The organism is Cohnella zeiphila (assembly GCF_014212055.1).
Classification (GTDB): domain Bacteria; phylum Bacillota; class Bacilli; order Paenibacillales; family Paenibacillaceae; genus Cohnella; species Cohnella zeiphila.
The window spans coordinates 28,351-41,813 of record NZ_JACJVO010000003.1; the positions used below are offsets into that span (position 1 = coordinate 28,351).

Below are 13,463 nucleotides of genomic sequence, written 5' to 3' on the forward strand. Positions count from 1 at the left end.
CTTTGCTATTCGTAATGTCAAATAAGTTCGCCAAGCCCGGGCGCAACCTATTTAACGTTTGCGCAGCAGAACGACGGCACCGTCGCTCGGCGCCAGCGTGCATCTTGGAACCGCACCGGGCAGCACTTCGCCGTACAGGCACTCTTCGAACGTCCAAGCGTCTGCCAGCCGCAGATCCAGGACCGTCTCGCTCTCCGCATGATTCACCAGGACGGCGAGACGGGAGCTCCGGTCCCGGTCGTGCTCGGTCATCCCGACGAGAGGGTGCTTCACGCGAATCGCCCGTTCGGATAGGGCACGTTCGGCGAACGCCTCATAAACCGTCCAATAAGGGAAGGCATCCGGCCGATAGCAAGCTTCCGGACGGCGGATCAGCTCGAGCTCGAGCGGCACCGAGAGGAAGAAGATGCGCCCTTGCCCGAAATTCGCCACCGTAAACACCGGATTCCCGTCCTTTTCCGTTGCCAGAACCCGGGCGCGGACGGCCCGCACCTCGAGCTTGAACGAGGCTTCGGCTACCGGAAAACCGCCGGCGGCGCATTCGCTTTCCCCCGCAAGCATTGTCACGACGGTCTCCCCCGAGCGTCGGCCGCGTCCCCTGACTTCCAGCCCCGTCGCCCGCTCGAACTCCAGCAGGTACCCGTCGTCGACGGACACGTAAAGATCCGCTCCGCCGCTCACTCGCTCCAGCAACTCCAGCCACCGGAGCTTGGGAATTCCCCTCGTGCCGCTGACGCAGGGAAGCATGTACAGCTTCGCGTCCGGCAGCGGCTGATCCTCGAAGCGATAGATCAGATCGAACCCCGCCTGCTTGGCCAGCATGAATGAGCCGAAAGCGACGGGCCAATGCTCCTGCGACGAGCCTACGATGCAGACCGCTTCCGTCCGGCGGGGAGGCAGCGTCGGCAGGCCCGCGAATACGCGGCGCAGCCGATCCATCTCGCGAAGCGTCGGCTTGGCCCGTCCTTGCTCGGTCACGAGTCCGAGCTCTCCTTCGCACGCATTCGAATCGTAAGGCGCATGGGGAAGCTGCATCTGGTCGAACGCGCACCACCACAGCAGCCCGTGGCATCCGTGCGCCCATAGGCTGAGCATGCTCCCGCGAAGGAACGCGGCGGCTTCCGCCTCCCCGGACACCATCGGTCCCATCGTGCCGATCTCTTCCGCGAAGCACGGTTTTCCTCCGATTTGCCCGTAATACAAGTTCTCCGCCGTCGCGTGAAGCTGGGGGCGGATCGTCGTGATCGGATCGTAATCGGCATAAGGCGTCCAATAGGGGTAAGGATGGGTCGTCAAAATATCCGTAAGCTCCCCTTGATCCTGCATCCGCCAATTCCCCGTCGGCGACAAGCCGTGCATGCCGGAGATGAGCGGCCTTCCGGGGTCCGCGGACTTGATCGCGCCCGACAGAGCCGAAGTCCATACGAACGCCTCCGAGCTGGAGCGAACCGGTCCCATCGCGTTGCACTCGTTGCCGAGATCCCAGGCGACGATGGCGGGGTGATCCTTCGTCGCGCGGACGAAGCCGTTCACGAACCGCACCTGCCACTGGATCGCCTGGGGGTCCGTCAGCACGTTGCGGCCCTGAAGGGCCGGCGGCACGAAAAGCCTCCCGCTCATCCAGCCGGTGACGAGACCGACGATCAGCTGCAGCCCTTGCCGGCGAGCGATATCCGCGAACTCCCGGAACTTGCCCATCGCCTCTTGAGATAGCCCGGCGCGCCCCATCTCGTCATCCGGAAGCCGGCGCTCTCCCAGACGGATATCCATCTCATGGCCGTGCCCGCCGTACAAGGTCGCGATCGGCTGGAAATCCGGCCACAGCGGAAAGACCCGCAGCACTTCCAAGCCCTGCTCCGACAGCAGTTGCAAGTCCCGTTCGACCACGTCCGGCCGCCAATCCGACCACATCGCCGTTCCGGCATGAGAAGCCCAATAATTGCACCCGACGAAGAACGAGTCCTGACCGGGCCACAACGAATTCGTTTTCATTTTCCCCGCCTCCTTGTTCTTCTTCACCCTATCCGAAACCGCAAGGGGAGGCTATAATGGGGGTGCGAAAAAGTATAACGAATCTATGGCGGGGGTGTCGTCCGTGTTCGAGACGGGAAGCGTACAGCCTTATTTCGAGAACAACAAAAACCGGGCGGGCGGCTTCGAATATCCGTTCTACGCGGCGGAGGTCGACGCCGGATCGCTAGGTTACGAGGTCGGTTCCCATTGGCACTACCACATGGAGATGCTTTACTTCGCCGAGGGAACGGCGGACGTGCTCGCGGGATCCCGGACGATCCGGGCGGAGGAAGGGGATCTGATCCTCATCGCGCCTTGCTGCGTGCATGCCGTTACGGTCGCTCCCGGCCAGATTTCCCGGCATCGCGTCATCAGCCTGGAGCCCGACTTGCTGTCGCCGATGCCCGCCTTGTTTACGAACGTCAAATACATGCTCCCGTATTCGGCCGACGCCTCCATTCACTTCCATGCGAATCTCCTCCGGGCATGCGGACTTGGCGACCTTCCCCGGCAGACGGAGGAGCTGCTCATGGAATACAAGCGCAAGCAATCTGCATTCGAACTGACCGTGACCTCGGCCATCTATCGGCTGCTCGCCCGCCTCGTCCGCGCCATGCCGGAGCTGGGGATGGCCGGCGACGAATCCGCGTCCGGACAAGAGAAGGACCGTCTCCGGCTCCGGGAGACGCTCGCTTATATCGACGAGCACAGCCACGAGCCGCTCACGGCATCCCGGATGGCGCGCCTCAGCTTGATGAGTTACAGCCATTTCGCCGCCAGCTTCAAACGAATGACGCGCGCTCCTTTTTCCTCGTACCTGCAATTCGTGCGCGTTCGCAAAGCGGAACGGCTGCTGCTCGACCCGGCTCTCAGCATCACGCAGATCGCGCTTGAGACAGGCTTTAACGACTCCAGCTACTTCATCAAGCATTTCCGCCGCATCCGCGGAATGACCCCTCTTCAATACCGCAAAATGGTGCTGAAATAACCCTCCGTCGCCTCGCGATCTGTACTTTCGCGGGCCACTCCCTATAGTTACAACCGTTGACCAAAGCCGCCGCGGCGCCCGAGAATGAAGCCAGCGGCGTTTTTTTCTGCGACAAAACCCCACAAAGAAGGACAGGTGAATCTCCGTGGCATCGACCGATTTTCGAACCCGCTGCCTGCATTCGCTGGTCAAAGTGTTTGCAGACGAGGAGCTGGCGGCGCAAGCTTATGCACGCGGCACATCGCTCGGCAACGAAGCTTTTTCATTTCAAGTCGCGTACCGGTCGGAATGGCTCAGAAGAGGCATCCGCGCCGAGGCGGATTCCCCCGTGGCCGATCGGATCTCGCTTCGGAGCGTGGGCCTTGTGCCTTCGGATTTCCCCGCGCGCGACGATCACGACGACGACATTCTGCGGACGGCGCCGGGATTGTATCCGGATCCGCTGCTCCCCTTGGACGGGATCGACGGGCTCCATGCGCCGCCGAACCAATGGCGGTCTGTCTGGGTGACGGTCGATCCCGGGGAGCGGCCGCTGCCTGCGGGCGTTTATCCGATCCGGATCGGCTTCTTCTCGGAAGAAGGTGAAGCGTTGGGGGACGCCGCGTTCGAGCTGGAAGTCATCCCCGCATTGCTGCCGGAGCAGAAGCTGCTGCATTACGAATGGCTTCATTTCGACTGTTTGGCCACTTACTACCGCGTGCCCGTGTTCAGCGAACGGCACTGGGAGCTGCTGGAGAATTACGTAAGGGAGGCCGTCCGGTACGGCATCAACACGTTTCTGACGCCGATCGTGACGCCGCCGCTCGATACCGCGATCGGCGGGGAGCGGCCGACGGTGCAGCTCGTGGACATCGAGAAGGCCGGCGACGGTTACCGCTTCGGCTTCGACAAGCTGCAGCGCTGGGTCGACCTTTGCAACCGGTGCGGCGCGAGTCGCTTCGAATTTTCCCACTTGTTCACGCAGTGGGGGGCCAAGCATGCGCCCAAAATCATCGCCAAAGAGAATGGGGTGGAGAAGCGCATTTTCGGCTGGGAGACCGATGCGACGGGAGAGGAATATCGCACCTTCCTGGACCGGTTCCTTCCCGAGCTGAACCGCTTCATCCGGGAGAACGGCTTGGAGCGGCGGTCGATCTTCCACGTCTCTGACGAACCGGAGCCGCACGATTTCGAGGCATACCGTCAGGCCAAGGAGATCATCGCCCGCCATCTCGAAGGCTATCCGATCATGGACGCGCTGTCGGACTATCAATTCTACGAGACCGGACTGGTCGAGCGCCCGATCCCCTCCAGCGACCACATCGGCCCGTTCCTGGACAACGAGGTTCCGGATTTGTGGACGTACTACTGCAACGCCCAGCAGCGGAAGGTGGCGAACCGCATGTTCAGCATGCCTTCGCGCCGCGGCCGGGTCATCGGGCTTCAGCTGTACAAGTTCGGGCTGGCAGGCTTCGCGCATTGGGGCTACAACTTCTGGTACACCCGGTACGCGACCCGGCCGATCGATCCGTACCGGGTGACGGACGCCGGCATGGGGTTTCCTTCGGGAGACTCGCATCTGGTGTACCCGGGTGAAGACGGGCATCCCGTCGGCTCGATCCGTCTGGAGACGCTGCGCGAGGCGCTGCAGGATCTGCGGGCGCTTCAACTGTACGAGAGCTTCGCCGGCAAAGAGGCGGCCGTCGCGCTGCTCGAAGATGGGCTGGAGCAGCCGATCACCTTCGCGGATTATCCTCGCGACGACGAGTGGTTCCTGTCGTTCCGCGAACGGCTGAACCGCGGGCTGCTTCAATGGGTTGCGCCGAAACAATAGGCATTCACGATTGAAGCCCCCGTTCCGTCGCGGAATCGGGGGCTTGCCGCTCGGCCGGCGCCGTCCTGCCGTCCTCCTGTTTCGGGCGAATCCGACAACGTCGTTGATCGCGGGTGCGTTTCGTTGGATTCGGGACTTACTTGGGCCGCGGACCGGCTTTTATAATGAGGATGAATTCGGCATCATCGCACGCCGGCGGTTTCGGGGACCGCCAGTATCGCTGGAAACGGGTCTATGCAAGCGGTTCGGCAATCATTTCTGAAAGTCTATTTTAGAAAAGGAGAGTGTCGATGATGAACATGGCTTGGAACGCGAACGCAAAACGTATTTCCCTGAAAAACCGCTTGCTCGGAGCAACGCTCGTCGCATCGCTCATCGCTTCGTTTACGATGTTCGGTCCCGAGCGGGCGCACGCCAGCCAGGTGCAAATCGCATGCGCCAACGCGAGCACGGACGCCGCCACGATCAACGCCGCCATCGGCGGCAGCAACGTCGGCGACGAGATTGTCTTCAAGGGAACCTGCCTCATCAACCAGGTCATCAAATTGAAGCCGGACCGGTCGTACCGCGGCGAGAGCCGCACCGGCACGGTGCTCAAGCAGGCGAACAACGCCAACCTGGTCGGCATTCTCGTGTCGGAAGGCTTCGTGAACAACACGACCCAGACCGATACGCCGGTGTCCGTCCGCCAGCTCACGATCGACGGCAACAAGGCGAACAATACGACGGCCGCGACGTCCGGCATCATCCTGCGCTCGTGGGAGAGCGTCGTCAAGGACGTGTATGTTACCGGAATGAAGGGCAACGGCATCCGCGTCACGAACCAGAGCGCCAACGGAACCGAGATCACGAATACGCAGGTGAACGGGCAGATCGTCGGGAACTTCATCGAGGATTCCGGCCAATACGGCGTATTCATCGAGGATTCGGGCAACTCCGTCACCGACTGGCAGCTGACCGATAACTGGATCGCCGAGTCCGGCGTCGACGGCATCCATATGGACAATGCCGCCGGCTGGTACGTCGAGCGCAACCACATTTACGGCGTCCCGCAAAACGCGATCTACGCAAATCGGATGTACGGAACGTCGATCTCCGACAACTACATCGAAGGCTTCGGCGAAGGGTCCGCTTCCGGCACGTATTACGGCATTCAGGGCACCGTGCAGGCCGACGTCGCTTCTACGATCGCGAACAACCGGGTGTTCCGGCTTGGAACGACCGGCAACGCGGGCTCCACGTTCCGCTTCATCGGCCTGACGGCGGTGAACTACGACGGCAAGGGCGTCGTCAACGTCAACGGCAACTCGGTCCGCGGGCAAGCTTCAGCCAAGGATATCGGCCTGTACTACGCAGGGTCTTCGTCGGCGAGAACGCTGCTCGTGCTGTCGACCGACAACCTGGTGACGGACGTCGGCACGGCCAAGACGCTCGGCTCCAACGCAACGGCCGCTGCCGGCAACTGACCAGCCTTAGCCGGCAACGGGCAGCGGCCTCCGATGTGCGCGACAGGAGGGCTGGCCTGAAGCCCCGGCCTCGGCGCTTGACCGCTTGACAGACCCTTTCCGGCGATACTGGGAGGACCCGACTCCCGCCGCCGCCTCGCAACCGAATCGGGCGCCGGAAGCCGCCGCCGCCGGCGCCCGCGAAACATCTCCCGGAGGTTCCTATGAAAGCTAGATGGCTCAAGCAGTGGGATTTGCAGCTGATGGTCGTCCCGGCGCTCCTCTTCGTTCTTCTTTTCAGCTACGTGCCGATGTGGGGGATCGTCCTCTCGTTTCAGCAGTACAACTTGTTCAAAGGAGTGTTCCACAGTCCGTGGGTGGGGCTGGACAACTTTAAGCTGTTCTTCAACGCGCCGGAGTTCTGGCAGCTCATGCGCAACACGGTCGCGATCAGCCTGCTGAAGTTCGTCACCGCGTTTCCCGCGCCGATCGTCCTGGCGCTGCTGCTGAACGAGATCCGCAGCATGGCGTTCAAGCGGTTCGTCCAGACCGTGACCTACCTGCCGCATTTTATGTCCTGGGTCATCGTGGCCACGTTCGTCACTTCGCTGCTCTCGGTGGACAACGGCAGCCTCAACATTTTGCTGCAGAAGCTGCATGCGATCGGGGATCCGGTGAACTGGCTGTCGATCCCCGAATACTTCTGGGCGATCATCGTCTCCGTCGGCGTCTGGAAAGAAATCGGCTTCGCCGCGATCGTCTACCTGGCGGCCATCGCCGGCGTCGATCCCGCCCTGTACGAGTCGGCTTCGATGGACGGAGCCAGCCGGCTGCGGCAGATGTTCGCGATCACGATTCCGTGCATCTCCCCGGTCATTGTCATCTTCCTGATTCTGGCGATCGGCAGCATCCTCAACGCGGGATTCGAAGATTTGCTGCTGCTCGGCAAAAATCCGGTGCTCGGCAGCGTCGCGAACGTGATCGACACCTACGTGTACCGGATGGGGCTCAAGGAAGCCCAGCGCTACTCCTACGCTACGGCAGCCGGCCTGTTCCAGGCGGTCGTCAACGTCATCCTGCTTGTCGTCGCCAACCGGACGGCCCGCCGCTTCGGACACAGTCTATGGTAACGGCGGATCACCCGGAGAGGAGTGGGAATCGGTCATGCGGTTAAGCCGAACGGAACGCACGGTGCAGGTCGTCATCTACGTGCTGCTCACGCTGCTTGCTTTCTTGACGCTGTATCCGTTCTGGAATTCGCTCGTCATCTCTTTCAACCTGGGCTCGGATACGTCGCTGGGCGGAATTACGTTCTGGCCGAGGGCGTTCACCTGGGAAAATTACGAAGTCGTGCTGCGGGATCATCGGATCGCTCAGGCGTTCGTCGTCTCGGTCGCGAGGACGGTCGCGGGTACGGCGCTGTCGATCCTGGCGACCGCGGTCTTCTCGTACGGAATGTCGAAAACGGAGCTCGCCGGCCGCAAATATTACATGATTTTCTGTATCGTCACGCTCTACTTTAACGGCGGTTTGATTCCTTACTTCCTGCTCATTCACGGGCTTGGCATGATGAATACGTTCTGGGTGCTGATCGTGCCCGGCGCGATCAGCATCTGGAATATGATCATCTTCCGGACCTTCTTCAAAGAGATGCCTGCGGGACTGGAGGAATCGGCGAAGATCGACGGCTGCGGCCACTTCGGGACGTTTTTCCGGATCGTGCTGCCGCTGTCCGGCCCCGTCATCGCTTCGCTGTCTCTTTTCGTAGCGGTCAATCTATGGAACGACTGGTTTACCGCCACGCTGTTCATCAACAATCCGAAGCTCGTTCCGATCCAATCGCTGCTTCAGGAGATCATGAACGCCAACACGGTCACGGAGCAGCTCCGGTCGCAGGGCGGGTCGAACTTTCTGGACAAAATTTTTCAAGCCCGGACCGTCACCACGAAGTCGCTGACCATGGCGACGATGATGGTGACGACCCTTCCGATCATCGCCGTTTATCCGTTCGTGCAGAGGCATTTCGTCAAAGGCGTTCTCGTCGGTTCCCTCAAAGGGTAACTGCGTTCGCATATGGAATCTTCCGTGGGGGGTTGAATTTCACGAATGAACAAGCGCAAATGGTTCTCGATTCTGTTCGGCTTGACCCTGATCGTCGGCGCCTCCGGCTGCTCCGGCTCGAACTCCGGCGGGAATGCGTCTCCGTCCTCGTCCGGCACGGCGCCCGCTTCTCCGTCCGCATCGCCTTCTTCGTCGGCTTCCTCTTCGGCCTCCGGCAGTCCATCGGCATCCGCCGACGCCGAGCCGCTCAAGTACACGATCTATCCGAATTACGATTGGTGGACGATGCAAGCGTGGGGCGACGATCCGATCTCCAAGTGGATCCAGGACAACAAGAAGGTGACGATCGAGCCGATCTCCTCCGGCGGGGCGGCGGCCACGAAGCTGAACACGATGGAAGTGTCGGGCAGCTTGCCCGACGTCATCATTCTCGAACGCAAGGACGTGCCGCGCTTCGTCGAGAACGGCCAATTGGTCGCGTTGGACTCGTATCTGGACAAATACCCGAACGCCAAGGCGGCGATCGGCGAGAAGACGCTGGGCTTGCTGCGCGCCAAGGACGGCCATATCTACATGCTGCCGAACTGGTTCGCCACGAAGCCGACGAACAACGCGGGCTGGGTCGTGAACATGAAGATCTACACGGCGCTCGGCTCGCCGAAGCTGGAGACGTTCGACGACCTGGAGGCGTATCTGAAGCTCGTCAAAGAGAAGTATCCGGACGTCGTGCCGCTGGAGGTCGGCTTCCAGGGCGACGGCATCGATACGCTGATCTATGCGGGCATGGCCGAAGACCATCCTTCGTTTTATGCGAACGACTCGATGTTCGTCTATCCGGACGGGGACCAGCTGAAGCCGGTGTTGGAGGACCCGGCTCTGAAGGAAGCATGGCAGTTCGCGGCGCGTCTGTTCCGGGAGAAGCTCATTACGCAGGACGCGTTTACCCAGACAAACGATCAATACTTGGAAAAGGTGAATGCCGGCCGGGTGGCCGTCTACGCGACCGGCAGCGCCGGACCGGACGGCGAGCAGGCGCTTCGGCTGCTGAAGGCCAAGGACCCGACGTTCGACTATAAAGTGATCTGGCCGCTGCACAAGGAAGGGCTCGATCCGAACAAGATCTGGCCGGGCAACTGGAACTCGCTCGGCTGGAACGCAATCGTCATTACCCAAAAAGCGAAGGACCCGGAGCGGATTTTCGCCTTTTACGACTGGCTCGTCTCGCAGGAAGGACAGACGGTGACGTTCTTCGGCCCGAAGGGACTGTTGTGGGACGATCTGACGCCGGACGGGGTTCCGATTCCGAACGAGTACTCGAAGACGATCTCGCCCGACGCGCTGGAGAAGATCCATCCCGGCCAATGGACGGACCTGTTCGGCAACTCGGCGTTGGTCGACCGGATCAAGACGGCGCAGGAGGAGCTGAAGCCCGCCGACCAGCAGAGCTGGCTCGTGCGCAGCCAGCAGGACGTGCTCTGGAAAACGTCGATGAACGTAGACCCGTTCGTGAACAGCGACCCGGATCCGAATTCGCCGGCGGGCATTGCCTCGACGCAGATGATCGAGTTTTTCAAGCAGACGTTCGCCAAGGCGATCTACGCGAAGGATGACGCGGAAGTGGTCTCGATCATGGAGAAGGCCGACGCCGACTCGAACAAATTCGGCTTCGACAAGTACGTCCGGTTCAAAAACGACAAATGGCACGAAAACTTGCAGAAAATAAACGGAAATTCATAGAAGCGGGAAGACAAGGGTATATACTCGGCTATATACCCGTTGTCTTTTTCTGCTATCGGAGGGGGATGCGCATGTATCAAGTGCTGCTTGTCGACGACGACCGGATGGACCTTGAAGGCCTCGTTCGGCTCATTCCGTGGGAGAGCTTGGGCATGGCCGTATGCGGCACCGCCTCCAACGCATACGATGCGCTGGATCTGGCCGAAGGCCGTCCGGTGGACCTTCTCGTGTCGGACATCAAGATGCCGGCGATGACCGGGCTGGAGCTGGCGGAGCGGCTCGCGAGCTTCCATCCGGGCGCGCGGTTTCTGTTCGTCAGCGCCTACGAGGATTTCCATTATGCCAAGCAGGCGATCGCCATTCATGCAAGCGGTTACGTGACGAAGCCCTACGATAACCGCGAGCTGGTGTCCGCGCTGGAGCGGGTGCGCGCCGACCTGGACAAGGAGCGGAAGCGCAAGCCGATGCTGGTCGCGGATGCCGTCCGGGAATGGCTGGAAGGCGAGAGAGAGGCGGAGGCGTTCGAGGGGGCGCTGCGCGAATACGGCCTTGCTCTGGGCGCGCGAGCCCCGGCGGTCGGCATCGCCGAGATCGACGATCCGTGGCGGATCCATGCCGATCCGGAGCATCCCTATCATGGCCGGATCGGGGAAGCGGTCCGGCTGATCGTCCGGATGTGCGGGGAAGCCGGGTACCCGCTCGCTTGTCCGCTCGGCGACCATCGAGTCGCCGTCATCCTGGACAAGCCGGAAGGCGCGGCCCGCATGGAGGAGCTGGTCACGGCGGTGGGCGCCCGCGAGCCGTTCACGATCACGGTCGGAATCGGCCGGCCGGGCGCGGGCGGCGATGTGCGCGAATCGTACCGGCAGGCGAGCGAAGCGCTGTCCTGCAAGCTGTTCTACGGCAAGAACCGCACGATTGAGACGGCGCCGGCCCGCCGGCACGAGCACCGGACGAACGCCGCGGATTTGGACGGCTTGTTCGAGCAGCTGTTCGTCGCGGCCGCCGGCTACGATCTGCCGCGCATCGAGGACGGCGTCGAAGCGCTGTTCCGCTATGCCGCCTTGTTGAACGGCAAAATCAAAGCGAACCATTTCGCCATGTTCGTGCTGTCCAAGATGGACGCGCATCTGGGCACGTTGAACGTCGGGCTGCTCGAGCTGCCGGAAGCCGACTGGCAGTCGTTCGACGAGCTGGCCCGGCTGGAGACGCTGGACGAGATGCGGATGTGGTTCCGCCGCCGGATGCTCGAAGTGTCCGAGCTGCTGCAGGAGCGCAAGACGAAGAAGGGAAGAAGGCTGATCGAGGAAGTGGAAGCGTTCGTGCGCGGCCGGCTCGCGGATCGGCTGACGCTGCGGGACGTGGCGGACCGGTTCGCCTTCTCTCCGAACTATTTCGGCCACCTGTTCAAAGAGGAGACGGGCGAAAAATTTACCGATTACGTCACCCGGCTTCGGATCGAGAAAGCGAAGGAGCTGCTCGGGGACCCGAAGCTGAGAGTGTTTGAGGTGGCCCATCAGGTCGGATTCAAGAAGATCGCCCATTTCAGCGTGCAGTTCAAGCAGGTCTACGGGCTCAGCCCGGGCGACTACCGCAAACAAAGCTGACGGAGGCGGGGGACGGATGCAGCGGAACCGGACATACGGCAACCGGATGACTTTTCAATACAAGCTGTTCCTCACGTATTCGCTTGTCGTGCTGCTGCCTGTCGTCGTGCTCGGCACGTTGGCTTATCGCTTCTCCCTGGACGCGGTGCGCCAAAGAACCGACCAGTACATCGCCGGCACGGCCAGCCAGATGGTCGACAATATCGGATATCAGCTGGATGCGATCGGCCGGATGTCCGACCAGATTTTTTTCGACGAATCGATCCAGCAGGCGCTTCGCCTGAGCGAGGCGGGCTGGGACATGCAGCAGGCGGCGACGATGACGGTGTTTCCGAAGCTGGACGCGGTGATGAAGATCGCTCCGGGCAACGCGGCGCTGGAGCTGTATCTCCGAAACGAGAAGTTTCCCGAGCTGTATTACGACCATAGCAAGACGAAGCCGCTGGACCGGGGCAAAATTTACGAGGTGTACCATTTCAGCCGTTTGCGGCAGTCCGAATGGTATTCCGGCGTTCAGAGCGCGCTGGCGACTTACAATCCCTCGTGGAGGCAGGTCGGAGAAGACGCGGCCGAGCACAGCGTCTCGCTGCTCCGGCCGTTGACCGACCTGAACAGCCATGAACCGATCGGCTTGTTGCGCATCCGCGCGGAGATGAAGGACGTCTTCCAGTCGCTTCTGCTCCGAAAGTTCGGGGTGCAGGGCTATTTGTTCGTGAAGGATGCCGAGGGCCGGATTCTGTACGGCAGCGATCCGAACCGGCAGCCGGTCTTCCGCTGGACGGAGCCGGAAGGCGCCTACTATACGATGGAGAGTCCCATCCCCGGCACGGATTGGAAGCTGGCTGTCAAAATCCCCTATGCCGAGCTGCGCAAGGAAAGCGTCTACGTCCGCAACGTGACCATTCTCGCCTGCTTCGGCTGTCTGCTGCTTCTGCTGCTGATCAATTACGCCGTATCCGGCTACTTCTCCAAGCGGATCCGCAAGATCGTGTCCTTCCTCGGCGTGCTCAAGGACGGCGAATGGTCGCGCCGCTTCCGCTACTCCGGGCAGGACGAATTCGGCTATATCGCATCGGCGCTGAACGAGATGGCGGAGAATATCGACGACCTCATCCGCAAAGTGTACGTGGCCGGCCTGGAGAAGAAGGAAGCGGAGCTGCGGGTGCTGCAATCGCAGATCAACCCGCATCTGCTGTACAACGCGCTCTCTTCGATCACCAAGATGGCGAAGCTGAACCGGAACGAGGATATTCACGACATGGCGCTCGGGCTGGCGAAGTTCTACCGGCTTACGCTGAACGAGGGCAAGGACATCATCGCCATCGACCGGGAGATCGAGCAGATCAAAGCCTACATCGACATCCAGCGCATTCGCCACGGCGACCGGTTCTCGGTCAGCTACGACCTGGACCCGTCGGCGCTCGGCCGCAAGACGATCAAGCTCATCCTGCAGCCGTTCGTCGAGAACGCGTTCGAGCATGCTCTGTTCCGGGGCCGCCTGAATATCCGAATCGCCGTCCGGAGAGAGGGAGAGCGGATCGTCTTCCGCGTCATCGACGACGGCGCCGGCATCGCGCCCGAGACGCTCTCCCAGATCATGGGGGAAGGCGAGGTGCGTCCCGGCTACGGGATCCGCAACGTAGACGAACGCATCAAGCTGCAGTTCGGAGACGAGTACGGCGTGACGATCGCGAGCCGGCCGGGCATCGGCACCGGCGTGCGCATCCTGATTCCGGCCGCCGTTCCATAATGGCGACGGTCATCTTCTAAATTCCGCTCGCCGTTCCATAATTGCAACG

9 protein-coding genes are annotated in these 13,463 nt (G+C 61.5%); 8 read left to right on the forward strand and 1 reads right to left on the reverse strand.

From position 1 onward, the window contains the following. Window positions 1–51 precede the first annotated feature (51 nt). On the reverse strand, window positions 52–1,992 hold the full coding sequence (locus H7C18_RS02730; RefSeq protein WP_185127476.1) for a glycoside hydrolase 5 family protein: 1,941 nt from the start codon (window positions 1,990–1,992) through the stop codon (window positions 52–54). Between the two features lie 103 nt (window positions 1,993–2,095). On the opposite strand from H7C18_RS02730, the gene H7C18_RS02735 reads away from it, so the two are divergent. The 8 genes from H7C18_RS02735 (at window position 2,096) to H7C18_RS02770 (ending at window position 13,414) form a co-directional block, all read left to right on the forward strand. Then, entirely contained in the window at window positions 2,096–3,001 is a 906-nt protein-coding gene (locus H7C18_RS02735) for a helix-turn-helix domain-containing protein (RefSeq protein WP_185127477.1), read from the forward strand. Window positions 3,002–3,146: 145 nt separating this feature from the next. Further along, the gene (locus H7C18_RS02740) at window positions 3,147–4,814 is read left to right on the forward strand and encodes a DUF4091 domain-containing protein (protein WP_337912775.1); all 1,668 of its coding nucleotides are present in this window, start codon (window positions 3,147–3,149) and stop codon (window positions 4,812–4,814) included. Between the two features lie 293 nt (window positions 4,815–5,107). Beyond that, on the forward strand, window positions 5,108–6,280 hold the full coding sequence (locus H7C18_RS02745; RefSeq protein ID WP_202886915.1) for a right-handed parallel beta-helix repeat-containing protein: 1,173 nt from the start codon (window positions 5,108–5,110) through the stop codon (window positions 6,278–6,280). A gap of 203 nt (window positions 6,281–6,483) precedes the next feature. Further along, window positions 6,484–7,389, forward strand: coding sequence for an ABC transporter permease (locus H7C18_RS02750; protein ID WP_185127478.1), 906 nt, complete (start codon window positions 6,484–6,486; stop codon window positions 7,387–7,389). A 34-nt stretch (window positions 7,390–7,423) separates the two neighbouring features. Then, a complete protein-coding gene (locus tag H7C18_RS02755; RefSeq protein WP_185127479.1) occupies window positions 7,424–8,320 on the forward strand; it encodes a carbohydrate ABC transporter permease in 897 nt (298 codons plus the stop codon). 45 nt (window positions 8,321–8,365) lie between these two features. Then, on the forward strand, window positions 8,366–10,057 hold the full coding sequence (locus tag H7C18_RS02760) for an extracellular solute-binding protein (RefSeq protein ID WP_185127480.1): 1,692 nt from the start codon (window positions 8,366–8,368) through the stop codon (window positions 10,055–10,057). A gap of 71 nt (window positions 10,058–10,128) precedes the next feature. Beyond that, window positions 10,129–11,664 carry a response regulator gene (locus H7C18_RS02765; RefSeq protein WP_185127481.1) on the forward strand — a complete coding sequence of 512 codons (1,536 nt, stop codon included), beginning with the start codon at window positions 10,129–10,131 and terminating at the stop codon, window positions 11,662–11,664. 16 nt (window positions 11,665–11,680) lie between these two features. Beyond that, window positions 11,681–13,414 carry a cache domain-containing sensor histidine kinase gene (locus H7C18_RS02770; protein ID WP_185127482.1) on the forward strand — a complete coding sequence of 578 codons (1,734 nt, stop codon included), beginning with the start codon at window positions 11,681–11,683 and terminating at the stop codon, window positions 13,412–13,414. The last annotated feature ends 49 nt before the right edge of the window (window positions 13,415–13,463 follow it).